The 25,152-nt window shown below is 49.4% G+C and carries 25 protein-coding genes; 18 read left to right on the plus strand and 7 right to left on the minus strand.

What is annotated here, in order from left to right:
- Nucleotides 1–33: 33 nt before the first annotated feature.
- Nucleotides 34–567, plus strand: coding sequence for a YfiT family bacillithiol transferase (locus ACE41H_RS14240; RefSeq protein ID WP_375355967.1), 534 nt, complete (start codon nucleotides 34–36; stop codon nucleotides 565–567).
- A gap of 72 nt (nucleotides 568–639) precedes the next feature.
- Here ACE41H_RS14240 and ACE41H_RS14245 read toward each other — a convergent pair whose 3' ends face one another.
- The 4 genes from ACE41H_RS14245 to mnmL form a co-directional block, all read right to left on the minus strand.
- Nucleotides 640–1,581 (minus strand): alpha/beta fold hydrolase, encoded by a 942-nt coding sequence (locus ACE41H_RS14245; RefSeq protein ID WP_375355969.1) that lies wholly within the window; start codon nucleotides 1,579–1,581, stop codon nucleotides 640–642.
- A 168-nt stretch (nucleotides 1,582–1,749) separates the two neighbouring features.
- On the minus strand, nucleotides 1,750–2,724 hold the full coding sequence (locus ACE41H_RS14250) for a type I phosphomannose isomerase catalytic subunit (protein WP_375355970.1): 975 nt from the start codon (nucleotides 2,722–2,724) through the stop codon (nucleotides 1,750–1,752).
- Nucleotides 2,725–2,799: 75 nt separating this feature from the next.
- Nucleotides 2,800–3,390 carry a tRNA 5-(aminomethyl)-2-thiouridylate-methyltransferase MnmM gene (gene mnmM, locus ACE41H_RS14255; protein WP_375356078.1) on the minus strand — a complete coding sequence of 197 codons (591 nt, stop codon included), beginning with the start codon at nucleotides 3,388–3,390 and terminating at the stop codon, nucleotides 2,800–2,802.
- Nucleotides 3,390–4,343 carry a tRNA modification radical SAM protein MnmL/YtqA gene (mnmL, locus tag ACE41H_RS14260; RefSeq protein ID WP_375355971.1) on the minus strand — a complete coding sequence of 318 codons (954 nt, stop codon included), beginning with the start codon at nucleotides 4,341–4,343 and terminating at the stop codon, nucleotides 3,390–3,392. Before mnmL ends, mnmM begins: the two co-directional genes overlap by 1 nt.
- A 273-nt stretch (nucleotides 4,344–4,616) precedes the next feature.
- Here mnmL and ACE41H_RS14265 point away from each other — a divergent pair, with 273 nt between their 5' ends.
- Nucleotides 4,617–4,814 carry a hypothetical protein gene (locus ACE41H_RS14265; protein WP_375355973.1) on the plus strand — a complete coding sequence of 66 codons (198 nt, stop codon included), beginning with the start codon at nucleotides 4,617–4,619 and terminating at the stop codon, nucleotides 4,812–4,814.
- 198 nt (nucleotides 4,815–5,012) lie between these two features.
- Nucleotides 5,013–5,744 carry a tRNA (guanosine(46)-N7)-methyltransferase TrmB gene (gene trmB, locus ACE41H_RS14270; RefSeq protein ID WP_375355974.1) on the plus strand — a complete coding sequence of 244 codons (732 nt, stop codon included), beginning with the start codon at nucleotides 5,013–5,015 and terminating at the stop codon, nucleotides 5,742–5,744.
- Between the two features lie 35 nt (nucleotides 5,745–5,779).
- Here the strand turns inward: trmB and ACE41H_RS14275 are convergent, their stop codons facing one another.
- Together ACE41H_RS14275 and ACE41H_RS14280 are read right to left on the minus strand one after the other, a co-directional pair.
- Entirely contained in the window at nucleotides 5,780–6,913 is a 1,134-nt protein-coding gene (locus tag ACE41H_RS14275) for an MGDG synthase family glycosyltransferase (protein WP_375355976.1), read from the minus strand.
- A 52-nt stretch (nucleotides 6,914–6,965) separates the two neighbouring features.
- Nucleotides 6,966–7,493, minus strand: a complete 528-nt coding sequence (locus ACE41H_RS14280; protein ID WP_375355977.1) for a phosphatase PAP2 family protein — start codon at nucleotides 7,491–7,493, stop codon at nucleotides 6,966–6,968.
- 663 nt (nucleotides 7,494–8,156) lie between these two features.
- On the opposite strand from ACE41H_RS14280, the gene ACE41H_RS14285 reads away from it, so the two are divergent.
- The 8 genes from ACE41H_RS14285 (at nucleotide 8,157) to ACE41H_RS14320 (ending at nucleotide 16,011) form a co-directional block, all read left to right on the plus strand.
- Nucleotides 8,157–9,395 (plus strand): glycosyltransferase family 2 protein, encoded by a 1,239-nt coding sequence (locus ACE41H_RS14285; protein WP_375355978.1) that lies wholly within the window; start codon nucleotides 8,157–8,159, stop codon nucleotides 9,393–9,395.
- A gap of 332 nt (nucleotides 9,396–9,727) precedes the next feature.
- Nucleotides 9,728–10,231 (plus strand): translation initiation factor IF-3, encoded by a 504-nt coding sequence (infC, locus tag ACE41H_RS14290; protein ID WP_375355979.1) that lies wholly within the window; start codon nucleotides 9,728–9,730, stop codon nucleotides 10,229–10,231.
- A gap of 14 nt (nucleotides 10,232–10,245) precedes the next feature.
- Nucleotides 10,246–10,446 (plus strand): 50S ribosomal protein L35, encoded by a 201-nt coding sequence (gene rpmI, locus ACE41H_RS14295; RefSeq protein ID WP_042205713.1) that lies wholly within the window; start codon nucleotides 10,246–10,248, stop codon nucleotides 10,444–10,446.
- A gap of 54 nt (nucleotides 10,447–10,500) precedes the next feature.
- Nucleotides 10,501–10,860 (plus strand): 50S ribosomal protein L20, encoded by a 360-nt coding sequence (gene rplT / locus ACE41H_RS14300; RefSeq protein WP_375355982.1) that lies wholly within the window; start codon nucleotides 10,501–10,503, stop codon nucleotides 10,858–10,860.
- A 420-nt stretch (nucleotides 10,861–11,280) separates the two neighbouring features.
- On the plus strand, nucleotides 11,281–12,321 hold the full coding sequence (locus ACE41H_RS14305; RefSeq protein ID WP_375355983.1) for a BMP family lipoprotein: 1,041 nt from the start codon (nucleotides 11,281–11,283) through the stop codon (nucleotides 12,319–12,321).
- A 119-nt stretch (nucleotides 12,322–12,440) separates the two neighbouring features.
- Nucleotides 12,441–13,979: an ABC transporter ATP-binding protein gene (locus tag ACE41H_RS14310; RefSeq protein ID WP_375355984.1), complete on the plus strand. Its 1,539-nt coding sequence runs from the start codon at nucleotides 12,441–12,443 to the stop codon at nucleotides 13,977–13,979.
- Nucleotides 13,972–15,051: an ABC transporter permease gene (locus ACE41H_RS14315; protein ID WP_375355986.1), complete on the plus strand. Its 1,080-nt coding sequence runs from the start codon at nucleotides 13,972–13,974 to the stop codon at nucleotides 15,049–15,051. The genes ACE41H_RS14310 and ACE41H_RS14315 overlap by 8 nt, the downstream gene beginning before the upstream one ends.
- Complete coding sequence (locus ACE41H_RS14320; protein WP_375355987.1) at nucleotides 15,052–16,011, plus strand: ABC transporter permease; 960 nt, start codon at nucleotides 15,052–15,054, stop codon at nucleotides 16,009–16,011.
- A gap of 347 nt (nucleotides 16,012–16,358) precedes the next feature.
- On the opposite strand, the gene ACE41H_RS14325 is transcribed toward ACE41H_RS14320, so the two are convergent.
- A complete protein-coding gene (locus tag ACE41H_RS14325) occupies nucleotides 16,359–16,808 on the minus strand; it encodes a GNAT family N-acetyltransferase (RefSeq protein WP_375355988.1) in 450 nt (149 codons plus the stop codon).
- Between the two features lie 640 nt (nucleotides 16,809–17,448).
- On the opposite strand from ACE41H_RS14325, the gene ilvB reads away from it, so the two are divergent.
- From ilvB to ACE41H_RS14360, 7 genes are all read left to right on the plus strand, one after another.
- Nucleotides 17,449–19,194, plus strand: coding sequence for a biosynthetic-type acetolactate synthase large subunit (ilvB, locus tag ACE41H_RS14330; RefSeq protein WP_375355990.1), 1,746 nt, complete (start codon nucleotides 17,449–17,451; stop codon nucleotides 19,192–19,194).
- A gap of 1 nt (nucleotide 19,195) precedes the next feature.
- Nucleotides 19,196–19,678, plus strand: a complete 483-nt coding sequence (ilvN, locus tag ACE41H_RS14335; RefSeq protein WP_375355991.1) for an acetolactate synthase small subunit — start codon at nucleotides 19,196–19,198, stop codon at nucleotides 19,676–19,678.
- 161 nt (nucleotides 19,679–19,839) lie between these two features.
- Complete coding sequence (gene ilvC, locus ACE41H_RS14340; RefSeq protein ID WP_375355992.1) at nucleotides 19,840–20,832, plus strand: ketol-acid reductoisomerase; 993 nt, start codon at nucleotides 19,840–19,842, stop codon at nucleotides 20,830–20,832.
- 280 nt (nucleotides 20,833–21,112) lie between these two features.
- The gene (gene leuB, locus ACE41H_RS14345; protein ID WP_375355994.1) at nucleotides 21,113–22,189 is read left to right on the plus strand and encodes a 3-isopropylmalate dehydrogenase; all 1,077 of its coding nucleotides are present in this window, start codon (nucleotides 21,113–21,115) and stop codon (nucleotides 22,187–22,189) included.
- A 238-nt stretch (nucleotides 22,190–22,427) separates the two neighbouring features.
- Entirely contained in the window at nucleotides 22,428–22,967 is a 540-nt protein-coding gene (locus tag ACE41H_RS14350) for a peroxiredoxin (protein ID WP_375355996.1), read from the plus strand.
- A 329-nt stretch (nucleotides 22,968–23,296) separates the two neighbouring features.
- A complete protein-coding gene (locus ACE41H_RS14355; RefSeq protein WP_375355998.1) occupies nucleotides 23,297–23,707 on the plus strand; it encodes a hypothetical protein in 411 nt (136 codons plus the stop codon).
- Between the two features lie 260 nt (nucleotides 23,708–23,967).
- Nucleotides 23,968–25,077, plus strand: a complete 1,110-nt coding sequence (locus ACE41H_RS14360) for an ATP-binding protein (protein WP_375356000.1) — start codon at nucleotides 23,968–23,970, stop codon at nucleotides 25,075–25,077.
- The last annotated feature ends 75 nt before the right edge of the window (nucleotides 25,078–25,152 follow it).

Raw genomic sequence — 25,152 nt, forward strand, 5'->3', positions numbered from 1 at the left:
AGAATATTGTATATGGAGAGGTCTGGTGATCCTATGAGCGCGGAATGGAAGGATAGATATCCAATTGGGGAATTTGAAGCGCCTATACAAATCACGGATGAATTGCTGCAATCCTGGATCAAGGACATCGCCGAGCTGCCAACCAAGCTCCGTGCTGCTGTCCAGGGACTGGACGAAACGCAGCTTGACACTGCCTATCGCGAGGGAGGCTGGACGGTGCGTCAAGTGGTTCATCATGTGGCTGACAGTCATATCAACAGCTATGTACGGTTCAAGCTGGCTTTGACGGAAGACGGACCCACCATCAAGCCGTATGACGAAGGCCGCTGGGCGGAGCTTCCCGATGCCAGACAACTGCCTGTTGAGGTATCGCTGAGCCTGCTGGATTCCCTGCATGAACGGTGGACGACCTTGCTGCATTCTTTCGGGCCCGAGCAGTTCAGCCGTTCGTTTATGCATCCGGAATCGGGTGTGGTCAGTTTGGAGACAGCCACAGGGGTGTATTCCTGGCATGGAAGACATCATACGGCTCATATCACATCGTTGGCGAAGCGGATGGGCTGGTAAGTCTTGGTGCAGATATTGCAATGAAAAGAGCATCCTCGGCCTTTTTTAGGCGTGAAGGATGCTCTTATTGCTTTATTTTAAGGATACGGGCGAGAATTGGCGCTGCAGCCAGCCAATGAGGTCAGCTATCACTTCTTCCCGGTTGATTTCATGCAGCATTTCATGCCGCCCGTCTGGATACAGCTTATATTGCACCCGTTCCATTCCCAGATCCTTATATATTTGAATGAGAGAGAGGACGCCTTTGCCAAACATGCCGACAGGGTCCCTGTGACCTGCGAAAAGATATACAGGTTTTGTTTTATCAATTTTGCTGAGGCACCCGGGCAGATGAATCTCCTGCAAAAGCCTGAAGAAAGAATGGAAGAAATCGGTTGTGCAAATAGCCCCGCATAAAGGGTCCTGAATAAAGCGGTCGACCTCTTCCGCATCACGTGACAGCCAGTCAAAGCCGGTCCTCACCGGGCGGAAGGAGCGGTTAAACCCGCCAAATACGATAGCGTTCAGCAGCAAGCTGCGGTGTTCCGCCCCCTGCAGCATCCCTTGGATGACAGCCAGCCTTTCCCCGAAACGAAGCAGCCTGCGGGGGCCGTTGGTGCCTGAGAGGATAAAGCCGTCGTAGGACTGCCCCGGGTCATACATTACCTTTTGCGTCAAAAAGGAACCCATGCTGTGCCCGAGCAGGATGCGGGGCACTCCCGGAAATTCTGTGGACGCGATCTCGCCCACTTCGATCATATTGCGGGCCATCCGGTTAAAGGCATCCGGGCCCGGATTGCCCAGACTGTTCGAAGAGGCAGCGGTTCGGCCATGTCCGATATGATCATTGGCATAGACGGCATAACCGCTCGCTGTCAGGTGCTCCGCCAATTCCAGATAGCGGTAGGCCGTTTCGCACATGCCGTGCGCGATCTGCACGATACCGTGTACGTCTGCTTCGTTGTCAGGCAGCCAGCGGTACACAAATACGCTATGTCCGCCATGATCCCACATGGTAAACGTATGCTCTTTCATATTGTGGCGTCACTTCCTTGAATGTGAACGGTTGTCTGTGCTGAACATGGAGCCTGCTTAAGATATCAGAAAATATAAACTTCCTGGAATAATCCTCCTGATATCGCAAGAAAAACTTCCGCTAAATGCGGTCTGTCTTCTGCGAATGTACGTCGATAGACGTTTTTCTTACGGAAGGTAGGATCTCAGCACGGTGCTTTCTCCGGTCAGGGAATACTCCCCGAGGTTGGCCGGCAGCAGGAAGCAGTCTCCTGCTTTGCAGGTCAGGGAATCACCGCCGTTATCCCAGGTAAGCACTCCGTTCCCTTCGCAGACAATCAGGATGGTGAAGCTGTCGGGGGTGGTGGACAAATCCCATTTTCCACTTACAATGCCCTTTTCCACTGTAAAATAGTCACAGGTTGCAAGCTGCAGCCATTCCCCGGCCTTGGCTCCCGAGGTTTTCATGGAGGTTGCTCCCGCCCCTTCGAAGGAGGTTACCTTCAGGGAATCCTCAATATGCAGCTCACGCGGCTTGCCGTCCAGTCCAGGGCGGTTGTAATCATAAAGCCGGTATGTAGTATCCGAATTTTGCTGGATTTCCGCCACGAGCACACCTGCACATAAAGCATGCACCGTTCCGGCCGGGATAAAGAAGGCGTCTCCTGCTTGCACCGGAATCTGGTTCAGAAGATCCATGATGGTTCCATTTTCAAGCGCCGTGCGCATACTTTCCGGGGTGACCCCTTCCTTAAGGCCGTAGATGATTTTGGCGTCCGGTTTGGCATCCAGCACATACCACATCTCCGTCTTGCCAAGCTCGCCTTGTGGCAGGCCCTCATAGCTGTCTGTCGGATGGACTTGGACGGACAGATCGTCATTGCAGTCCAGCAGCTTGATCAGAAGGGGGAAGCGGCCTCCTTTTTCGGAGACGCCTTTGCTGCCGAGCCATTCTGTACCGAATTGCTCGCGAAGCTCGTCCAGTCCTTTCCCGGCAAGAGGGCCGTTGACGACAGACGTTGTGCCGTTGGCATGGTCCGCGATCATCCAGCCTTCGCCGATGTGTCCTTCCGGCGGGGTGAGACCAAAGCGTTCCAGGGCTCTGCCGCCCCAGACTCTTTCTTTAAATTCGGGTTGAAATTGCAACGGATAAGGTTTCAGCATGATTTCTCTCTCCTTCAGCGTAAAAAATTATAAAAGCGGAATTACACGGAACGGGTGGACTTAAAGAAATACAGGCTACAGCTTAGGTGCTTTCTTCTCCACGGCAACGACGTAGGGAGCCGCAGGACGCTGCAGCTGCCGGTAGATGATGCTCTGAAAGCCGTCCGCAGGCAGTGCAGCGGCCCATTCAGTGACCGCATGAGCCTCTTCCTCTCCGCCGGGATGGCCGGGATAGAGAACAGCCGTCAGGATACCGCGTGGACGGAGCGTCATAAGGGCGGCATTCATGGCCGGAATGGTGCTGTCCGTTCTCGTAATGAGTGCAGGATCAGCTCCTTCGGCCGGCAGATAGCCCAGATTGAACATGACGGCAGCTACCGTCCCGCGCACCTCTTCGGGCAGCTTGTCCTGGATCAGGGCGTGGCTCTCATGCAGCAGAGTCACCTGACCGAGGGGACCAGTCTCCTTGTCGAGCCGCTCCTGCGTCAGGCGCAGCGCCTCCTCCTGGATATCGAAGCTGAATACGCGGCCGCGTCTGCCGACAGCTTTGGCGAGGAACAGGGTGTCCGCCCCGGTGCCTGCCGTCGCATCCACCGCCGTGTCTCCCGGCTGAATTCTTGCGGAGACAAGCTGATGGGCATAACTGAGAACCGACAGGAAACCCATCAGGCATTCCTCCAGTATTTGCCCTGCCATGAATCGCGGGCTCTTAGCTCTTTATCTATCCCGTTGAGGACCTCCCATTTTCGCAATGACCACATCGGACCGATCAGCAGATCTCTGGGCGCATCACCGGTCAGTCGGTGCACGATCATTTCAGGCGGGAGGAGCTCCAGCGTATCGACAATCAGCCTGATATATTCGTCCATTTCCAGAAAGCGGAGAAGACCGGCCTCGTACTGCTTGACCATGGGCGTTTTGCGCATCAGGTGCAGCAGGTGGATTTTAATGCCCTGAACATCCATTTGGGCGACGGCGCGGCCGGTGTCCAGCATCATTTCATGCGTCTCCTGCGGAAGGCCGTAAATGATATGGGTGCAGACACGTATGTTGCGTTTGCGCAGCTTTTCCACCGCTTCCAGATAGCACTGGGTATCATGGGCCCGGTTAATCAGCTGTGAGGTGGATTCATGAATGGTCTGCAGTCCCATTTCAACCCACAGATAGGTCCGTTCATTCAGCTCTGCCAGATAATCCACGACATCATCGGGAAGGCAGTCAGGGCGGGTGGCGATGGAAAGTCCGACAACTCCCGGCTGCTCCAGAATCACCTCGAAATATTCGCGCAGTTCCTCGACGGGTGCATACGTGTTGGTGTAAGCCTGAAAATAGCCGATGTATTTGGCGTTTGGCCATTTCAAATGCTGCCTGTCCCGGATCGTATTGAACTGGGTCACCAGATCGTCGCGCCGTCTTCCGGCAAAATCTCCCGACCCGCGGGCGCTGCAGAAAGTGCAGCCTCCCGTGGCAATCGTGCCGTCTCTGTTGGGACAGGTAAAGCCGGCGTCCAGCATGACCTTGAATATTTTTTCCTGAAACTGCTCGCGCATTTCATAATTCCAGGTATGGAACCGTTTATCTCCCCATAAGGCTGGGGGTGTAAGCAAGTTTGAATTCATATGTGCACCTCTATATATTTTGAGAACGGTATGGCTCTCCTTCCAGACGTATAGACCTTATTTATTGTACCAAAAAACAGCTTCAAAAGGGAATTGGAGAAAAGGGGCAGGAGCGGAATTTCAACAAAGAAAGGGCTCTGGATCATTGAAATACATTACACGATATGTTATATTGAAAGCGGAACCAGAAAGTTGAAGCAAACACTGCTGTTCTATTCTGTCCACACATGTTGCAGGTCCGGTTCACTAAAAAATAACCATGAGGTGATCAGGATGAATACGCCCAGCCACAAGCGCCCTGAGAAGATTTATGTAGAGTTGACGTTCGATGAGGCGCTTGCACTGACAGGGGTGCGTTATCCGGCAAATCAGCACATCGGAACAAGTGCCAGACAAAAAATTCGTGCCGCTTGTGAAAAGACATTTGATTTCTCCCCCAAGGATAAGGTAGACTATGAACTACTGACTTAGTTGGACCCCAATCCAAATATATCGAAAAAGGAATTTCTTACCGTTATTCATCCTGAGTGGCGGAGGTAATTCCTTTTTCATTTTTACGGCCTTGAATTTCCCGTTTACTTTTGCCGTGAAGTTCGGCACAATATTGCAGGGGACGTGAAGACAAATCATGCGGCCCGACAAGATTATGAGGCATAATGGAGGAATAACATGCGTTTACGCGGCAGAAAAGGAATTCGCGAAAGTCTGGAAGAGCAGCAGGATCTGGTCATTCTGCAGCCAGCACAATATAAAGGGCAATGGGCCGGTCTTTTTGGCAACGACCGTCCCATCCATGTTGAATTTGGCATGGGGAAGGGGCAGTTTATCAGCCAGATGAGTGCTCGCAACCCGGAAATCAATTATATCGGGTTTGATATGTATGATGAGCTTGTGCGCCGTGCCAGCGAGAAGGCACGTGCTGCCTGGAGCGGTTCCGAAGCGGATTCGCCGCCTAACATCAAGCTTGCTTTGGCGAACATTGAACGTATTGAGGAGGTATTCGAGGCGGGTGAAATCGAGCGCATTTATTTGAATTTTTCAGATCCGTGGCCGAAGAAGAAGCATGCTCGCCGCCGTCTGACACATCCCCGTTTTCTGCAGGTTTATTCCAGATTGCTGAACAGCAGTGGGCAAATCCATTTTAAAACCGATTCGGAAACACTGTTTGAGTTTTCGCTGAACGCGATAGCGGACAGCGGTATGCAGATGACGAACATCTCCCTGAATTTGCATCGGGACGGCATCAATGAAGAGCATGTCATGACGGAATATGAGCAGAAATTTATGGGAAAAGGCATGAACATTCATCGTGTCGAGGTGCTTGCAGGGAAAGAGGCTTTGGCGGAATACAATAAAAACAGACTGGAAAAGTACGGCTCACGCAACGGAGAGCAGCAATAATATAATAGCTCCTTTAAATAGGACAAGGTGCTCTCCTAGGAGAGCACCTTGTTTCGTTCAAGCATATCCAGAATGCTCAGCGCGCTTTGCATCGGATAATAACGTGCGATGTTTTCGACGTGTTCCTGACGCTTGCGCACAATGTCGGGATAGTCATGCAGCAGCCTGTTCATCCATTTGCCCACCACGTCCGGGGATGTGATCGTTTCACCGTGTCCCTGGGCAGCAAAATATTGGCTGTTCTCCTCTTCCTGCCCAGGCAGCGGGTTATGGAAAAGCATCGGTATTCCTTTGGCCAGCCCTTCCGAGCAGGTCATGCCGCCGGGCTTGGTCACGAGAAGATCGGAAACCTCCATCAGCTTGTCGATTTCGCGGGTGAAGCCGAGCACATGAACATAAGGATGATGGAAACGGTCGTCCCGCAGCATTTTCTGTCGGATTTTCTCATTATTGCCTACACAAAAAATGATCTGTATCCTGTCCTTCCAGCGAAGCAGGAATTCATGAAGCATTTCGTCGTTCATCATGCCCCAGCCTCCGCCCATAACAAGTACGGTCGGCATATCCTTCAGCCCGAATTTGCTCCTGATTTCATCATGCCCGGGATGCTCCCAGAAATCAGGGTGCACTGGAATGCCTGTCACCTGGATTTTGGTGATCGGCACCCCGCGCAGCCGCAGCTTTCGCTGAACCTCCTCGGTGGATACAAAATACCTATCCACTTCCGGGCTGATCCAGGTGCCATGCGCGTCGTAATCCGTTATGACTGTACATAACGGAACATGCACGCCAAGACGCTTCAGCCGGGAAATGACAGCACTGGGGATCGGATGTGTGCACACGACCAGATCCGGACGCAGCTGCCGCAGTATGCTGCGGGTCTGCGTGTAGAATAGCCGATGCAGGGCAAGGGTTGTAAATCTGCTCAATGATTTTTTATATTGATGGCGGTAGACCATGCCGACAAGCCGCGGCTGCGAAGTGACGGTTTTTTTATATGCAGTAATAATCAGCGGAGCCATGCGCGGGTTCAAGAAGCTGCCAAGTTCAAGCACCTTTGTTTGCACATTCGGGGACAGCTTGCGCAGGCTGCTCGAGAGCGCGTAGGCGGCCTGCGTATGGCCCGCCCCGAAACCTTCCGATAATAATAATACTCGTTTTTTGGCCACTTTCGGTTCTCCTGTCCCTGCTGATTTGTCCTCCGATTTTACCTTATCGGCTTTAGGGCCATAATGCAACTGTTCCTGCCGCGGCAGCGGAGCCTACTATGGCTCCTGCCAGCACGTCGGAGGGATAATGCAGCCCCAGATAGATACGGGATATTCCGACAATAAACGCAATCGGCACCAGAATAAACGTCAAAATAGGCGCTTCGGCCATAAACGGCACCGTCACCGAAAAGATGGCGGTCGTATGCCCGGACGGAAATGAATGGTCTGTCAGGGGATTGCGGAATGTATTCGTTTCTGGCAACGTAACGTAGGGCCTTACCCGCGGGTACAGCTTTTTGGCTATAGCAACCGGTATATGGCTGACCGCGAGAGCGATTAAGGCTTTAGCCCCGGTTTCCGCCCAAGGCGAAGGCGCAAGCAGCCAGATCAGAAGCGTAAAGGCGATGGTAAAGGTCGCCCCGCCTAGATGAGTCAGGTAGTATAGCCAGAAATTAAGAAAGCGATTATGAAGGCGTCCATTGATCCATTTGAACAGCCGGTGCTCCAAAGTAAGTAGTTTTATGACTAGGCGATCCATATGACTCCTCCGGCGCCGCTTTTTTCAGCGGCATGTATTTTCAATTATTATAGCGGACAAATGTAATTTTACTTTAAACCCATCATATTTTTAAACGCTTCATATTTCAAGAATTAGAAGCTTGGACTTTGTTTTTTGACTTCATGCCGCCGGATTGATTAAAATAATTCAGACTGGCGATGCAGTGATTCAATCTGTGAGAAAAAAGTTATATAAACTTTAAGTTTGAAGTGAATCCATTTCTTTTTCCAAACTCTTCACAATAAAGCAGGACAGATGAGCCTTTTCAACGAAGCAGAATTGTCGAAAGGGGGGCGAAAGAAATAAAAAGCAAGCAAATGGATGAAAATAAGAACTAACCGCCATGAATGAGAGCTTGAAGTGCAGCATATTCCGTATTCGGGCGTTCCGGGTGCTTTTTCTGGAGCATCCTGCATTTTTAAGCTTTTGACAAACGAATGAAAACCAAGGAAAATCGAACATGGCAATCTGATGGAAGGTCCAGCTTCACTTTGCATCGAAACCGGACAATTAGGGGTCTGCAAAAAAGGCAAGCGCCCGCTAGAGGCTGCTGCCCGGGTCAAGTTACGAACTACAGAAAAGAGTTAGAAAGAAAAGACAAAGGTTATTAAAGGGATATTATTTAAGGGGGTAACAGAGACCATGCTGGACGCAATTTTTGTGACAGTGCAGGTCATCCTTGCGCTGATCGCAGTGTACCAATTCGCATTCTCTTTGTTCGGTCTGTACCGCAGGAAGAAAAAAGAACAAGCTCCGCCCGTCAAATCGTTCGCGGTGCTTGTGGCAGCGCATAATGAAGAGCAAGTCGTCGGTGCGCTTATGGAAAACCTGAAGCATTTGAACTATCCGAAAGAACTGTACGACGTATTTGTCATTTGTGATAACTGCACGGATAAAACGGCGGATATCGTACGCAGCCACGGGATGAACGCCTGTGTGCGGACCAATCCGAATCTGCGCGGCAAAGGCTATGCGATCGAGTGGATGCTGAAGGAGCTCTGGAATATGCCTCGCCAGTATGACGCGATCGTCATGTTTGATGCGGACAACCTGGCGCATCCTGACTTTTTGCAGGAAATGAACAATGACCTTTGCTCCGGTGCGCGTGTAATCCAGGGTTATATAGATACCAAAAATCCTGAGGATTCATGGATTACTGCTGCATACGGCATTTCTTACTGGTATATCAACCGTTTGTGGCAGCTCTCGCGCCACAATCTCAATATGGCTAACTTCCTTGGCGGAACGGGCATGTGTTTTGAAACGAGCCTGCTCAAGGAAATGGGCTGGGGCGCAACGAGCCTGGTGGAGGACCTTGAGTTTACTATGCGTTGCACGCAGCGCAATGTGTATCCGAAGTTTAACTATGATGCCAAGGTATATGACGAGAAGCCGCTCACATTCGCTGCTTCTTCCAGACAACGTCTGCGGTGGATGCAGGGGCACTTTACAGTAGCGCGGCGCTATTTCTTCCCGCTCCTCTGGCAGAGCATCAAGCAGGGCAGCCTGATTAAATTCGATATGGCTCTGTATGCGATGAACGTGTATACTACTTTGCTCACTTTCCTGATGACGGCTGCCATGTGGGTGGATGCCGTAGTGTTCGACGGTCCGAACATCGCGAGCTTGTACGATCATATCCCACTTTGGATTGGTACGTTGGCGATTATTCTTAACATTGCCACGTTTATGACGGCGATGCTTCTGGAAAAGGTGACCTACAGGAAGGTATACCTGTACCTGCTCCTTTTCCCGGTCTATCTGATTTCCTGGTTTCCGATCACGTTCTACGCATTCTTTACTCAGAACAACAAACAATGGAGCCATACACAGCATACGCGCGTGGTGCGTTTGGAAGAGGTTCAGAGCAAGCAGGGGTAAAAGCAAGGCGGTCTTTGACCGCCTTGTGCCATATTCATTCAAGCTGATTTTCGAAAAAAGGTTTATTAAGGGTTGACTTGCCTTGCTTTGATGTGCTATCATTTTTGAGTACGTTAATTTAATAAGGTGGATTAGTAAGCAGAAGCTTTGGCTTCTCACCTGTCCGGCGCCGGCTGGCTGGTCTTGATCTGATGATTTGTGAATGGTTATTTTTCATGATGACTTGTGATTTAGACAGGGATGTCGGCTGATCAGCCGACATCCCTTTTTTATGTTTCAAACCAAGCTTGACCAATAGGTTCTGGAGGTGGAGTGTTATTAGTAAGGAACATATGATCAATGATGAAATTCGGGTGCGTGAAGTTCGTCTGGTAGGAGCTGACGGGGAACAAATCGGTATCAAGCCGACCCGTGAGGCTTTGCAAATGGCGATCGACCTTAACTTAGATCTGGTAAATGTGGCTCCTCAGGCGAAACCGCCGGTATGCCGCATTATGGACTACGGAAAATTCCGTTACGAGCAGCAGAAGAAAGAGAAGGAAGCCCGCAAAAATCAAAAAATCGTTGATGTTAAAGAGGTATGGTTCCGTTCCAACATTGAGGAGCATGATTACCAAACCAAGTTCCGCAATGTGGTGAAGTTCCTGAAGGAAGGGGACAAGGTCAAATGCTCTGTCCGTTTCCGGGGGCGCGAGATTACCCATGCCAACGTAGGCCAGAAAATTCTGGAGCGTGTCAAAGTGGAAGTGGCCGACCTTTGTGTCGTTGAGCGCCAGCCTAAGCTCGAAGGGCGTGCCATGATCATGATTTTGGCTCCAAAGCTTAAAGAAAATTGAGGAGGAAGTAACAAATGCCTAAAATGAAAACTCACAGCAGCCTGAAAGGCCGCTTTAAAATTACTGGTACAGGCAAAGTAATGCGTTATAAAGCGTACAAAAACCACTTGCTGTCCCACAAATCCAAGCGTGCCAAGCGTGTCCTTGGAACAAACCCTGAGATGGCTCCAGGGGATGTAAGACGTTTGAAACAAGGGTTGGCTAACCTGAAGTAATTTTGAACATCATCATGCAATAAGCATAAACATTTTTTTGGGAGGTCTTTTGATATGGCAAGAGTAAAGGGCGGATTCGTCGTTCGTCGTCGTCATAAAAAAGTATTGAAGCTTGCTAAGGGTTATTTCGGTTCCAAACACCGCATTTTTAAAACAGCTAAAGAACAGGTAATGAAGTCGCTTGTGTACGCCTACCGTGACCGTCGTCAGACAAAACGCAACTTCCGCAGACTGTGGATCGTGCGTATCAATGCTGCAGCACGTCAAAACGGAATGTCCTACAGCAAAATGATGCACGGATTGAAACTGGCTGGCGTTGACATGAACCGCAAGATGCTGGCTGACTTGGCTGTTAACGACATTAATTCGTTCAACTCTCTGGCTTCCGTAGCTAAAGAAAAAATCAACGCTTAAGCAGCAGAATCCAATAAAATATAGACCGTCGAATTCTCGGCGGTCTATTTTTGTGGGTGCGAGGTACATAACTGCTGAATATTCGCGTAAGCAGGGCGAAAAATGGGTAAGCTCTAAGGGAGAGCATCTTCGTATATGTGTATATTGCCACTAAATACGTGATGATCGAACAGGGGAAAGACGAATGAATATGACATTTAATGATACATTGTATGTGTTTTGAACAAAATTGAACGCTTACATTGAAATTTTGTAAAAAAAATTGACCAAAGGTTATTGGATCGCTGGATTTTGGGCGGTCATGATTGTATAATCTCTAAAGTAAGTGTCCTAATCCTTTATTCTCGACATCTGTAGACACCGTCTTCAGATGTCGGGAATAGGCCGAAGGAACCAACCATAAGGGGGAACAGATTTAGAATGAAGAAGTTTTATAGTATGTCTTTGGTCTTGCTGCTGGCCATCTCGGTAATTCTGGCTGGATGCGGCAATAAAAATCAGGGTGCTGCTACCGAAAACGGCGGGCAAGCCGCTGATGGCGGAGAAGCTGCCAAGTCCGACATTAAAATCGGTATGGTTACAGACGTTGGCGGTGTAAACGATAAATCCTTTAACCAATCCGCTTGGGAAGCGCTCGAAGCGCTCCAGACAGAAACCGGAGCTGAAGTGAAGTATCTGCAAAGTAAATCCGACCAGGACTACGATCCGAACCTGAATCAGTTCATTAAAGGCGGATACAACCTGACTTGGGGCATCGGCTTTAACCTGGCGAATGCTATTAAAAAGGCGGCTGATGAGAATCCAAACAGCAACCTGGCGATCATCGACAGTGTTGTGGACGCTCCTAACGTAAAATCCGTAACTTTTGCGGAAAATGAAGGCTCCTTCCTTGTGGGTGTCGTTGCAGGGAAAATGACAAAAACCAACAAGGTCGGCTTTGTAGGCGGACAAGACAGCCCGCTGATCAAACGCTTTGAAATTGGCTTTGCGGCCGGTGTTAAAGCAGTAAATCCTAATGCTCAAGTGGTTGTAAACTACACTGGCGCTTTCGATAAGCCAGACCTGGGTAAAGCGGCTGCTGCAACCATCTACAACAATGGTGCGGATATTATTTTCCATGCATCGGGCGGAACAGGAACCGGTGTTTTCAATGAAGCGAAATCCCGTGTGAAATCCGGTCAGCAAGTATGGGTAATCGGCGTGGATAAGGACCAGTCTCTCGAATTCGGCGATGATGTTACACTGACTTCAATGGTTAAGCGTGTAGATGAAGCGGTTAAGAAAGTATCCAAGGATGTTGTGGACGGCACATTCGCTCCAGGTACTGAAACGCTGAGCTTGAAGGACAACGGTGTAGGTCTGCCTGAAACGAACAAAAACGTTCCTCAAGACGTACTGGATGTCGTTGAAGAATACAAACAAAAAATCATCAGCGGTGAAGTCAAAGTTCCTGCAGAATAAATCAAGTTTGCAGCAATCCCATAATCAGAAGACAAGGCTGGTTCACAATGACCGGCCTTGTTCTTACGTTTGGAGCAATGCTCTCTAATCATTACCAATAAAACTTTAAGGGTGATCTCATGGCTGCAGCAACTCCCGTCGTTGAGTTAAAGCAAATCACGAAGCGCTTTCCCGGCATTGTCGCCAACGACTCTATCAGCTTGAAGCTGCATAAGGGAGAGATTCATGCTCTGCTTGGTGAAAACGGAGCGGGGAAATCAACGCTTATGAATATTCTGTTCGGACTGTATCAGCCCGAAGAGGGAACCATCGAAGTAAACGGCAAGCCGGTTGCGATTGATAGCCCCAACAGAGCCATTGAGCTGGGCATTGGCATGGTGCATCAGCATTTCAAACTTGTACAGCCTTTTACAGTAACGGAGAACATCGTACTTGGCTCAGAGCCGCGCAAAGGAGTCAAGCTTGACTATAAAAAAGCTGCTGCTGAAGTGAAACGCCTGTCAGAGCAATATGGTTTGCAGGTTAACCCGGATGCGAAGATACAGGACATCTCGGTCGGTATGCAGCAGCGGGTGGAAATTATTAAAACATTATACCGTGGTGCGGATATCCTCATTTTTGACGAACCAACGGCGGTTCTGACTCCCCAGGAAATCAACGAACTGATGGATATTATGAAAAGACTTGTCGCTGAAGGCAAATCCATCATTCTGATTACTCATAAGCTGAAAGAAATTATGCATATTTCCGATACGGTCACGATCATCCGCAGAGGTAAGGTTGTGGATACGGTGAAGACGTCGGAGACGACGCCAAATGAACTGGCGGAGAAAATGGTGGGCCGCAGTGTGTCTTTCAAGGTGGACAAGGCTCTGGCAAAGCCAGGCAAGATTGTTCTGGACGTAAAAGGTCTCACCTCCAAAAATAAGGACGGAATTTCCGTGCTTGACAGCCTGAGCCTGCAGATTAAGGCTGGAGAAATTGTTGGCATTGCCGGAGTGGACGGGAACGGGCAGAGCGAGCTGATCGAGGCTTTGACCGGACTCCGTAAGGTGGAGAGCGGTACAGTGACTTTGCTCGGCAAAGACATTACGAACCTGACTCCGCGGCATGTATCGGAAGCAGGGGTTTCCCACATTCCTGAAGACCGGCACAAGCATGGGCTTGTACTGGATTTTTCCATGAGTGAGAATATGGTGCTGGAAACCTATTACAAAGCGCCATACAACAAAAACGGGTTTCTGAACTATGATGCAATCAATGAACAGGCCAAAGGTTTGATCGAACGCTTTGATGTGCGGACACCAAGCATTCAGACGAAAGCCCGTTCCCTGTCGGGGGGGAACCAGCAGAAAGCGATCATTGCGCGTGAGATTGACAAAAATCCGGATTTGCTGATTGCTGCGCAGCCGACACGCGGTTTGGATGTTGGGGCGATTGAATTCGTGCAGCAGCAGTTGATTGCACAGCGTGATCAGGGCAAAGCGGTACTGCTGATCTCTTTTGAGCTGGATGAAATTATGAATGTTTCAGACCGCATTGCTGTTATTTATGAAGGCCAGATTGTCGGCGAAGTACTTCCGGAAGAGACAAATGATCAGGAGTTGGGCCTGATGATGGCAGGCAGTACGGTGAAGAAAGGAGCAGAGCATGGCTAATTTTCTGAAGTGGTTTACAAAAGACTCCTTCATTCTCGCTATTGTTGCTATTGTTATGGGATTCGTACTGGGTGCGCTTGTTATGCTGATTGGCGGTTATAATCCGATTGAGGCGTACGGAGCACTGTTTGAGCGTGTCTATGGGGACACCTATAACTTTGGCGAAGCCATTCGGGAAATGACACCCCTGATTATGACGGGTCTGGCCTTTGCATTTGCTGCGAGAGCTGGTTTGTTCAATATCGGCGGTGAAGGGCAGTTTTTGATCGGGATGACGGCTGCCTCTGTTGTTGCAATCCAGCTTAAAGGATTGCCTGTGATTATTCATGCGCCGTTGGCGATCATTGCAGGAGCTTTGTTCGGCGGATTATGGGCAGCTCTGGCCGGTTATCTCAAGGCCAAACGTGGAGTAAATGAAGTCATCACCTGTATCATGCTGAACTGGATTGGGCTGTATGCTGCGAATCTGGTGATTAACCGGTTTATGCTTTTGGAAGGACAGAACCGTTCGGTTGATATTCAGCCTACGGCATCGATATCGATTGACTGGCTGTCCCAAATGATGGGTAATGCGCGCGTGCATTGGGGGACGCTGATCGCAGTGGCTGCCGCGGTATTTTTCTATATCTTTTTATGGAAAACGAAGCAGGGCTATGAGCTGCGCTCCGTAGGCTTCAACCAAGATGCTTCTAGATATGCGGGCATGAATGTTGACCGGAATATCGTCAAAGCCATGTTTATCAGCGGAACGTTTGCTGGACTGGCGGGGGCGTTTGAAGTGCTGGGTGTGTTCCATTATCAGTCGGTAATGGCCAGTTCGCCGGGGACAGGCTTTGACGGTATCGCGGTTGCACTGATCGGCATGAACAACCCGTTCGGAGTTCTGCTGGGCGCGGTGCTGTTTGGAACGCTTACTTATGGCTCAGCAGGCATGAGCTTCGCAGCGGATGTGCCACCTGAAATTACGCGTATTGTGATTGGCTCCATCATTTTCTTTATAGCGGCTCAGGGAATCGTTCGCTGGGTGTTGAAGCCGTTCTATTCCAAACGCAAGAAAGAGAAGGTGTTGTAAATGGACCTCATAACACTCGGCCAAATCATCAATACGACACTCGTTTTTGCGACAGCACTTATTTTTGCATCGCTGGGCGGGATCTTTTCAGAGCGGTCCGGTGTCACGAATCTGGGGATTGAAGGCTTGATGATATTTGGGGCCTTTGCCGCTGCAATCGGCGGATTTTACGCTGAAGATGCCGGGATGGGAGGAACGGCTGCTGCATGGATCGGAGTGCTTGCTGCGATCGTGTTTGGTGTGATCGTTTCGCTCATTCATGCGGTTGCGTCCATTACCTTCAAGGCAGATCAGGTGATCAGCGGTATCGTCATCAACTTTTTGGCGGCAGGCAGTACCCTTTACCTGGTTAAGCTCCTGTTCGACGGTTCAGGCGAATCGGAGCTGATTCAAGGTTTTACCAAGCTGAGCATCCCGGGGCTAACGGATATTCCGTTTATCGGCAGCGTGTTTTTCAACGCATATCCAACAACATATCTGGCCATTATCCTGGTTATTGCCGGATGGTATGTATTGTACAAAACACCTTTCGGTCTCCGGTTGCGCGCAGTGGGCGAGCATCCGAGCGCAGCGGATACCGTTGGTGTTAAAGTTAATCGTTTACGGTATATCGGCGTCATGATCAGCGGAGCGCTTGCCGGTCTTGGCGGGGCGACCATCACGCTGACAACAACAGGCACCTTCTCACATAATACGATTTCAGGGCAAGGTTATATCGCGATCGCTGCCATGATTTTCGGGAAGTGGAATCCGATCGGCGCTCTTGGGGCGGCTGTATTTTTTGGATTTTCGCAAGCGATCCGCAACTATGTGCAGCTGTTTGCCTGGTCGCAAAATATTCCCCAGGAAATTATTTTCATGCTTCCTTACGTACTCACGATCATTGTACTGGTAGGCGCGGTAGGCCGTTCAAGTGCTCCTGCAGCCTTGGGACAGCCATATGATCCTGGCAAACGTTAAACCGTGTGAATCATCTGGGAGTTGGGGTTGTCCCATAAGTCTGTTTGTGTTTTCCAAGCCTCACACAGGGTCAAATTTTTTTAAGAGAAGGGACCTCACAATTCACTTGATGGTGGATTGTGAGGTCCTTTTGTGTACAAGTCGGGGTGTTCTATTTAAGGTGAACACGTTTGAGTCACCCCGTAAAAGGTTAAAATTTCTTTTGCTTTTTAAGCAGGGATATGCGCGCAGCAGCGGAGAGGACGAAGCAATTCCGGAAAAGCGTAGCGTTCGCCTTTGGCTCGGAGGGTCAACAGCGATTGCAGGAATGCTTCGTTCTCGGAGCGTCTCACAACATATTCCGAAGCTTAATAGGGAAACAGCATTTTGCTCATTTCATAACAGCGATTCCAGGAGTCATGATGTAAAATGAAGTAGCCTTGTTTCCTGTAAAAGTGTATCCCGCGTATATTGTCATCGTCCACCATTAGCCTGGAGAAAGCATATCCTCTGGTACGGCCCAGAGATTCGGCATGGGATAAGAGGGATTTTCCATAACCTTTTCCCTGGGCTCCTGATGTGACAGCCAGCATGTCAATGACCATGATGTGCCGGTACAGAAGCAGATGAATAAAACCGTGCAGAAGCGAAGGGTTGGTTTCATACGCAACAAAGGTGATACCCTGATCGAGGCGCCTGGGCAGCTCTTTGCGGGTTTTCTGTATAAGCGAGGGATTCATGTGAGATAATGGAACTAGCTCGCTATCGATTAATTGTCTGATCTGTTTATCATCTTTCTTCATGCGGAGGCGGATCATTGAGCATTCCTCCCGTTGGCGGCCGGAAAACAACTGCCAGTCCGGCTTTGCCAGTAAGTGATGGCAGGTAAGCATATGCCTTGCCACAGCATATGCTCACATACCGTTTTTACGTGATAGGCAATGTCCTGGATCTACGCCTAAATTTGGAATAATCCGCCTTTTAAAAAATAAAGATCATTTTTTGTTCACGAAACTATTGACTATCCCTGCGAAGGGGTCATATAATGTGTCTAAACATTTTAAGAATTGCATGAACATATCGGCGATGAAGAGGACGAAGTTATAAGGGCCCTGTTGTCCAGAGAGTGGAATGGCAGCTGAAAGTTCCACCAATATCCCTTACATACGAGCTCACCTCGGAGCTATTTTCCTGAAAGGCTGTGAACAAGCAGCTTATTAGGGAAAATCGTACAGTCTACGTTACAGACGTCAGTGTATAAAAAATGGTGCTTTACATCGATGGTTTTTTATACCTGCCAAGGTTTGATCCCGTGAGGGGTCAGACAAATTTGGGTGGTACCACGGAAGTCACAACCTTTCGTCCCTCGTCAGCAGTTGAATCTGCTGGAAGGGGCGAAAGGTTTTTTTATTTTTGCGAATGTAAGATGGGTGTAATCTACAAGAAGGAGGAAGACTCATGAGTGCTCAATTCCCTGAGGCAAGGTCAACCGATGAATTACGAGAAAAATGGATGAAGCCTGAAGTCATTTCCGGCTCGGAAATCCTGCTGCGCAGCCTGCTGCTGGAAGGTGTGGAATGTGTTTTCGGTTATCCGGGGGGGGCTGTACTCTATATCTATGACGCGATGTATGGCTTCGAGGATTTCAAGCATGTGCTAACACGTCATGAACAGGGCGCTATCCATGCTGCCGACGGATATGCCCGTGCAAGCGGAAAAGTTGGCGTGTGTATTGCGACTTCCGGACCGGGGGCAACCAACTTGGTCACTGGAATTGCGACCGCCTATATGGATTCCGTGCCGCTGGTCGTCATAACCGGTAACGTAGTCTCCTCGCTGATTGGGACAGATGCTTTCCAGGAAGCCGACATTACGGGCATCACGATGCCGATCACCAAGCACAGTTATCTGGTACGGGATGTCGAGGAGCTGCCAAGAATCATTCATGAGGCATTCCATATTGCAAATACAGGCCGTAAAGGCCCGGTTCTTATCGACATCCCGAAGGATATATCTGCTGCCAAAACGCTCTTTGTGCCTCATACCGAGCCTGTGGCGATGCGCGGCTACAATCCTCGTGTTGTGCCCAACAAGCTGCAGGTTGACAAGCTGATCCAGGCGATCAGCGAGGCTGAGCGTCCAATGATTCTTGCCGGCGGGGGCGTGGTATATTCGGGAGCCCATGAAGCGCTTTATGAGTTTGTCACATGTTCGGAAATTCCGATCACGACAACGTTGCTGGGCCTGGGCGGTTTCCCGAGCGGTCATGAGCTGTGGACGGGAATGCCGGGGATGCATGGAACCTACACATCCAACCTTGCCATTCAAAATGCGGATCTGTTGATTAACATCGGGGCACGCTTTGATGACCGCGTTACCGGCAAGCTGGACGGGTTTGCGCCGAAGGCCAAAATTGTTCATATCGATATCGATCCTGCTGAGATCGGCAAGAACGTACCGACTGACATCCCGATTGTTGGTGATGTGAAAACCGTGCTTGAAATCGCCAATCAGGATGTAAAGCGGGCGGACAAAGCGGATGCCTGGAGACGGCAAATTCAAGCCTGGAAGACAGAAAAGCCTTACAGCTATAACGATTCCGACGAAGTGCTGAAACCCCAGTGGGTTATTGAAATGCTGGATGAAACGACCAAGGGCGAGGCCATCGTAACGACGGATGTGGGACAGCATCAGATGTGGGCCGCCCAGTACTATAAATTCAACAAGCCGCGCTCCTGGGTAACCTCCGGCGGACTTGGCACGATGGGCTTTGGCTTCCCTTCCGCGATCGGTGCCCAGATGGCCAATCCGGACAGACTGGTCATTTCCATCAACGGAGACGGCGGCATGCAGATGTGTTCGCAGGAGCTGGCGATATGCGCCATTAATAACATCCCTGTTAAAATCGTCGTCATCAACAACCAGGTGCTTGGCATGGTTCGGCAGTGGCAGGAGCTGATTTACGATAACCGTTACAGCCACATTGATCTTGCCGGCAGCCCTGATTTTGTCAAATTGGCTGAAGCATATGGAGTCAAAGGCCTCCGGGCCCGGAACAAAGAAGAAGCCCGCGATGCATGGCAGGAAGCGATGAATACACCGGGACCCGTTCTCGTCGAATTTGTGGTCAACAAGGAAGAAAACGTCTATCCGATGGTGCCACAGGGAGCGGCGATTGATCAAATGCTGATGGGGGACGAGTAACATGATGAAGCATACGATTGCGGTACTGGTGAATGACCAGCCTGGTGTCCTGCAGCGGGTGTCCGGTCTCTTCGGTCGGCGGGGGTTTAATATTGAAAGCATAACCGTCGGCGCGTCTGAAGAAGCCGGGCTCTCCCGGATGGTCATCGTAACACCGGGTGATGAGCATACACTGGAACAGATTGAAAAGCAGCTTTATAAACTGATTGACGTCATTAAGGTCATCGATCTGAGCTCCAAGCCGATGGTCGCTCGCGAGCTCGCGCTGATTAAGGTCAAGGCTGAGCCGCCGCAGCGGCCGGAAATTATGGGCGTTGTCGATACGTTCCGCGCTTCCGTAGTTGATATCGGCACCTCGAGTCTTATGGTTCAGGTTGTGGGGGATACCGACAAAATTGATGCGATGATTGAGCTGCTGAAGCCATACGGAATCCGGGAGCTGTCCAGAACCGGCGTAACCGCTATGGTGCGCGGTAACCTGTAAAAAGACATTTGCAAACTTTAGTAATGCAACGCTTATAAAGCATTAAAAGAATAAAGTGTACATGACCCTCAATGAGCGGGAGTTCGAGCAGACTCCGCAGTGAGTCTTTTGGAACACCCGCTCATTATGAAGGGTCTCAATTAAAAGGAGGAATTTTTACCATGCCAGTGACAACGTATTATGAAAAAGATGCAGAGCTTAGCGTATTGAAAGGAAAAACAATTGCCGTGATCGGTTATGGCAGCCAGGGCCATGCTCAAGCACAAAACCTGCGTGACAGCGGTCTGAGCGTTGTTATCGGCCTGCGTGAAGGCAAATCCTTCGAGGCAGCGAAAAATGACGGCTTTGAAGTGCTGCCGGTTGCGGATGCTGTAAGCCGTGCTGATGTGGTGCAAATTTTGATGCCTGACGAAACTCAAGCCTCTGTGTACAAAAATGAAATTGAGCCTAACCTGAAAAAAGGCGCTGCTCTGATGTTCTCCCACGGCTTCAACGTGCATTTCGGCCAAATCGTGGCTCCGAAAGACAGCGACGTGCTGCTTGTTGCTCCGAAATCCCCGGGCCACATGGTTCGCCGTACGTATGCTGAAGGGTTTGGCGTACCAGGTCTGATCGCTATTGAACAGGATGCAACAGGTCAAGCGAAAGAAATCGGATTGGCTTATGCAAAAGGCATCGGTTGTACCCGTGCAGGTGTTATCGAAACTTCCTTCCGTGAAGAGACCGAAACGGACCTGTTCGGTGAGCAGGCGGTACTGTGCGGCGGTGTAAGCGCACTCGTTAAAGCAGGCTTTGAAACGCTGACTGAAGCGGGTTATGCTCCGGAAATGGCATACTTTGAGTGCCTGCACGAACTGAAGCTGATCGTTGACCTAATGTATGAAGGCGGCCTTGCCAGCATGCGCGATTCCATCAGCAACACGGCTGAATATGGCGACTATGTCACTGGTCCGCGTATCGTAACCGAAGAAACGAAGAAAGCGATGAAAGAGGTTCTGACCGATATCCAACAGGGTAAATTCGCGCGTGATTTCATTCTTGAAAACCAATCCGGCCGTGCTTTCCTGACAGCAACGCGCCGCAATGAAGCGAACCACCAACTCGAAGTCGTGGGCGGTCAGCTGCGTGAAATGATGCACTGGATCAAGAAATAAAACGGATTACAGCTGTTGTCAATACCGGCAATCATACCGATATCCCTACAATGCGGCCATGCTTATGCGTGAGCCGCATTGCGGTTTTAGCGAGAGATTCCTAAACGGGATGGGAGAAGGGATCTCTTATCTGTTTTGGGGAGCAAGTTTACTGGTACATAGCTATAGGCAAATCCTATTAAACTGATAGATTGTATATCTTGGTCAAAGCGATGTCAGATATGATAAAAAGGATAATAGCAATGGGCTGGAACGCTCAAGAACAAGAGGAGTGACGGAAATGGCCGAAGTGAAGAAAATTGCTGTAATCGCCGGAGACGGAATTGGTCCGGAAGTGGTGGCGGAAGCGGAAAAAATCCTGAAACGGGCGGAGGAGCTCTACGGGTATTCATTTGAAACCGAGCATGCTCTATTCGGTGGAATTGCCATCGATGAGAAGGGCACGCCTCTTCCCGAGGATACGCTGAAAGTGTGCAAGTCGGCGGATGCCGTTCTGCTTGGGGCTGTAGGAGGCCCGAAATGGGATAATAATCCGAAGGATCTGCGCCCGGAAACAGGCTTGCTCGGTATTCGCAAGGAACTGGGGTTGTTCTCCAACCTGCGTCCGGCTGTCATTTTTGATTGCCTAAAGGACGCGTCCACCTTAAAGCCGGAAGTGCTTGAAGGAACGGATCTGATGGTGGTTCGCGAGCTGACGGGCGGGATTTATTTTGGCGAAAAGTTCAGACGTGAAGGCGAAAGTGGACAGGAAGCGGTGGATACCTGTGTATATAATGTAAAGGAAGTAGAGCGCATTGTCCGGCAGGCATTTGAAATTGCACAGAAGCGCCGTAAAAAACTGGCTTCGGTGGACAAGGCCAACGTGCTCGAAACGTCCCGTTTGTGGCGTGAAGTAGTAAACCGGATTGCTCCGGAGTACCCGGATGTCGAATTGGAGCATGTGCTTGTCGACAACTGTGCGATGCAGCTGCTGCGCCGTCCGGCAAGCTTTGATGTGATCGTGACGGAAAATATGTTCGGCGACATTTTGAGCGATGAAGCGGCTATGCTGACGGGCTCCATCGGCATGCTGGCATCGGCATCCCTTGGGGAAGGAAGCTTTGGCCTGTACGAACCGGTTCACGGTTCGGCGCCGGATATTGCCGGGCAGGGGCTGGCGAATCCGATTGCAACGATTTTGTCGGTAGCCTTGATGTTCCGTCTGACGTTTGGTTATGACAAAGCGGCGGATGCCATTGAAAAAGCTGTCGCAGAGGTGCTGGATGCGGGCCATCGTACAGCCGATATCGCGACAGACAAGAGCAAAGCGATTTCCACGACTGAAATGGGCGATCTGATTGCTGCGGCAATGAAATAAGCACAGACCTGAACAGCCTGGCTGCAGAACAGCAGAGAGCCAGGCTGTTTTGCTATCAAAAATTTGTCGATTTATCTCCTTATTTATATTAATTATAAAAAAATAATTCCTATAATCTTGACTTTATTGAAGTCGGATGATAACATTTTTAATGAAAAAAATGTTTTACGAAATCATACAGTGAATCAAGAAAAACACTCATGTTTTTCTTACATATTTCAAAGGAGGATTTACAGAAATGGCAGAAAGATTAGTTGGTAAACCGGCTCCGGATTTCACGATGGAAACTGTTACAGGTGACGGACAGGAATTTGGTCATGTCAAGCTGTCTGACTATCGCGGAAAATGGCTCGTATTCTTCTTCTATCCGCTTGATTTCACATTCGTGTGCCCTACTGAAATTACTGCATTGAGCGAAGCATTTGCCCAGTTCAAAGAGCTGGATACCGAAATCCTGGGTGTTAGTGTTGACTCCGTACACAGCCACAAGGCTTGGATCAACACACCAACAGACAGCAACGGTCTGGGACAGCTGAACTTCCCGCTTGCTTCCGATATTACGAAACAAGTTGCGCGTGACTATGGCGTACTGATCGAAGAAGAAGGGGTTGCGTTGCGCGGTCTGTTCATTATCGATCCGGACGGTGAACTGAAATACCAGGTTGTTAACCATAACGATGTAGGCCGCAGTGTTGAAGAAACTCTGCGTGTGCTGCAAGCACTGCAATCCGGCGGATTGTGCGCAATGAACTGGAAGCCTGGCGATAAAAATCTGTAATAGTACGTGTTCAGAAAGATGACTTTTTGAACAACCTCTAATAGTTAAATCGATTTTTCAAGCCCCCAATAAGCGGTCATAACCGACTGTTGGGGGCTTACTTGCCTAATGATGAAGCCCGTCTAATTTTGTTTGCATTTGCAGTAAATCGTTGAAAGAAGAAATATACGTTTTACAGGTGACGGAAGGAATTAAGCGTATACAGAGCGAATAGGGTAGTAAGAAAAAGCAAATATCAAATAAGTAACAATGTCGTTTTCGCCGCGTCGGGTACATGGTTTGGACGATAGAAGTAAACCAGGTTATGTTCAGAGGAGGGTGAGCGCCAGATGAGTTTTTGCTGCGGAGCAAGTATGGTGGGAACCAAGGGGACGCTGAAGCATTACCGTACGCAGGTTCATAACGTGCCCTTGCTGGTTTGCCCGGTGTGCCAGCGTATTGAAGTTCATTACCGTGTGGAGAACGAGTACGAGATTCTTGCGGAATATGCACATGGCGACGGTGCAACCGAGATTGATTTTCAGGATTATGTAATGGAAGACGAGGATGCCATCTTTGAGAACTGTGTCAGCAGGGAGAATGAGGACCCGCTTGAAATTGTAAAGCGGCAGATCGATATCTCGCTGGATTTGCTTACCGTCGCCAAACAAATTGAAGATGAGAAATGGCAGGGTGAGCTGAAAAGAAGGCTGGCGGTCATGAGTCAGAGACGCTCACGTCTCCAGCATAACAAAAGTTAGTATATAGGTATATCGTCGCTTGCAAGAGGCAAAAGACGGAAGCTTCCGCTATGTGGAAGCTTATTTTTTTCGCTAATACGCAAAAAAACAGATTAAAAAATTTTATGCGTTCGACAGGATTTTCGATTGACTGAAAACGGCAATGTTGTCTATCATTAAAATACGAGGCAATTGGAAATAGGTGGTTGTTTGTTTTTATTAGTTGGTTTGCAGATGCCCGAAACGGCCAGTTTATCAACCGGTACAAGGGGGACCCCGGCATGATCAACGGATTTCATGAAACGATGGTTGATTCGATCTCACCCTTTCAATCCACCCAATTAGTCAATAATAAATACGAAAATGTTTTGGAGCATTTAGACAGCGGGATTATGCTTTTTGACCACGAAGGTGTGGTGACGTTCGTTAACGTTCAGATGGCCAAGCTTCTTGAAGTATCCAGAGCAGCACTGACGGGATGTAGCCTTGTCAATATGTTAAAACATCCGGAGCTGAACCGCTTCAAACGAAAGAAGATACTAAGAATTTACCGTGAGACCATCTTCCATCGAAAGCGCTACCATGAGCTGATTGACGAATCCGGACGCCATTGGCTGATTACTGTAACTTATGGAGATCAACTGGATGGCGATATTTTGTTCAGTTTGAAGGATGTAACGGATTATAAGCAAATTGAGCAGACCGCCTATCAGAATGACAAGCTGGCCATGCTTGGGCGCATATCTGCTTCCATCGCTCACGAGATCAGGAATCCTCTTACAGCTATCCGGGGCTTTATTCAATTGCTCAGGCCCCATCTCCTTCAGCTTGGCAAGGATGAGTATGCCAAGATCATCCTCTCGGAAATTGACCGGGCGAATGATATTATTTATGAATTTCTGAATTCGTCCAAGCCTTCGGCGCCTCAGAAAACCGTGCTTCCCGTTGCCAACCTGCTCAAGGAAGTTGCCTTGCTGACCGAGAGTGAAGCGCTGATGAAGGATTGCGAGATTATACTGGTGGATAACCCTGATCCCCTTCAGGTTTCCATTGATGTCAAGCAAATCAAACAGGTTATTCTGAATATTATCAAAAATGCGATGGATGCGATTCAAAACGTGGATAATGTGCGTCCGGGTACCATTCAGATTGCAGTGGCCAAGGAAGGGCGCTATGCGGACATTTTGATTGCGGACAATGGGCAGGGGATGGATCGCCATACCCTCTCCAGACTGTTTGATCCGTTCTTTACGACCAAAGAGAGCGGGACAGGCCTTGGCTTATCCGTAAGCTACAGAATTATCAAGAATCATGGCGGATTTATTCATGTCAATAGCAGCCAGGGGGAAGGAACCGAATTTCGGATATCTCTGCCTCTGGTGCAAAAATGAGGGTGAAAAATAGGACCGTTCCCAAAAGCTGTCAGGTTGAGGCTGAGGGAGGTCCTTTTTCATTTGACCTTTACT

Source organism: Paenibacillus enshidis, assembly GCF_042136365.1.
Lineage (GTDB): Bacteria > Bacillota > Bacilli > Paenibacillales > Paenibacillaceae > Paenibacillus > Paenibacillus enshidis.

Bases quoted from the DNA above. Each gene is read 5' to 3' on its own strand.
- rpmI (WP_042205713.1), top strand. From the start codon at position 10,246: ATGCCTAAAATGAAAACTCACAGCAGCCTGAAAGGCCGCTTTAAAATT.
- ACE41H_RS14325 (WP_375355988.1), bottom strand. From the start codon at position 16,808: ATGATCCGCCTCCGCATGAAGAAAGATGATAAACAGATCAGACAATTA.
- infC (WP_375355979.1), top strand. From the start codon at position 9,728: ATGATCAATGATGAAATTCGGGTGCGTGAAGTTCGTCTGGTAGGAGCT.
- ilvB (WP_375355990.1), top strand. From the start codon at position 17,449: ATGAGTGCTCAATTCCCTGAGGCAAGGTCAACCGATGAATTACGAGAA.
- ACE41H_RS14280 (WP_375355977.1), bottom strand. From the start codon at position 7,493: ATGGATCGCCTAGTCATAAAACTACTTACTTTGGAGCACCGGCTGTTC.
- mnmL (WP_375355971.1), bottom strand. From the start codon at position 4,343: ATGAATTCAAACTTGCTTACACCCCCAGCCTTATGGGGAGATAAACGG.
- ACE41H_RS14310 (WP_375355984.1), top strand. From the start codon at position 12,441: ATGGCTGCAGCAACTCCCGTCGTTGAGTTAAAGCAAATCACGAAGCGC.
- ACE41H_RS14305 (WP_375355983.1), top strand. From the start codon at position 11,281: ATGAAGAAGTTTTATAGTATGTCTTTGGTCTTGCTGCTGGCCATCTCG.
- rplT (WP_375355982.1), top strand. From the start codon at position 10,501: ATGGCAAGAGTAAAGGGCGGATTCGTCGTTCGTCGTCGTCATAAAAAA.
- ACE41H_RS14245 (WP_375355969.1), bottom strand. From the start codon at position 1,581: ATGAAAGAGCATACGTTTACCATGTGGGATCATGGCGGACATAGCGTA.
- ACE41H_RS14360 (WP_375356000.1), top strand. From the start codon at position 23,968: ATGATCAACGGATTTCATGAAACGATGGTTGATTCGATCTCACCCTTT.
- ACE41H_RS14265 (WP_375355973.1), top strand. From the start codon at position 4,617: ATGAATACGCCCAGCCACAAGCGCCCTGAGAAGATTTATGTAGAGTTG.
- leuB (WP_375355994.1), top strand. From the start codon at position 21,113: ATGGCCGAAGTGAAGAAAATTGCTGTAATCGCCGGAGACGGAATTGGT.
- ilvC (WP_375355992.1), top strand. From the start codon at position 19,840: ATGCCAGTGACAACGTATTATGAAAAAGATGCAGAGCTTAGCGTATTG.
- mnmM (WP_375356078.1), bottom strand. From the start codon at position 3,390: ATGGGTTTCCTGTCGGTTCTCAGTTATGCCCATCAGCTTGTCTCCGCA.
- ACE41H_RS14320 (WP_375355987.1), top strand. From the start codon at position 15,052: ATGGACCTCATAACACTCGGCCAAATCATCAATACGACACTCGTTTTT.
- trmB (WP_375355974.1), top strand. From the start codon at position 5,013: ATGCGTTTACGCGGCAGAAAAGGAATTCGCGAAAGTCTGGAAGAGCAG.
- ACE41H_RS14240 (WP_375355967.1), top strand. From the start codon at position 34: ATGAGCGCGGAATGGAAGGATAGATATCCAATTGGGGAATTTGAAGCG.
- ACE41H_RS14285 (WP_375355978.1), top strand. From the start codon at position 8,157: ATGCTGGACGCAATTTTTGTGACAGTGCAGGTCATCCTTGCGCTGATC.
- ACE41H_RS14350 (WP_375355996.1), top strand. From the start codon at position 22,428: ATGGCAGAAAGATTAGTTGGTAAACCGGCTCCGGATTTCACGATGGAA.
- ACE41H_RS14315 (WP_375355986.1), top strand. From the start codon at position 13,972: ATGGCTAATTTTCTGAAGTGGTTTACAAAAGACTCCTTCATTCTCGCT.
- ACE41H_RS14250 (WP_375355970.1), bottom strand. From the start codon at position 2,724: ATGCTGAAACCTTATCCGTTGCAATTTCAACCCGAATTTAAAGAAAGA.
- ilvN (WP_375355991.1), top strand. From the start codon at position 19,196: ATGATGAAGCATACGATTGCGGTACTGGTGAATGACCAGCCTGGTGTC.
- ACE41H_RS14355 (WP_375355998.1), top strand. From the start codon at position 23,297: ATGAGTTTTTGCTGCGGAGCAAGTATGGTGGGAACCAAGGGGACGCTG.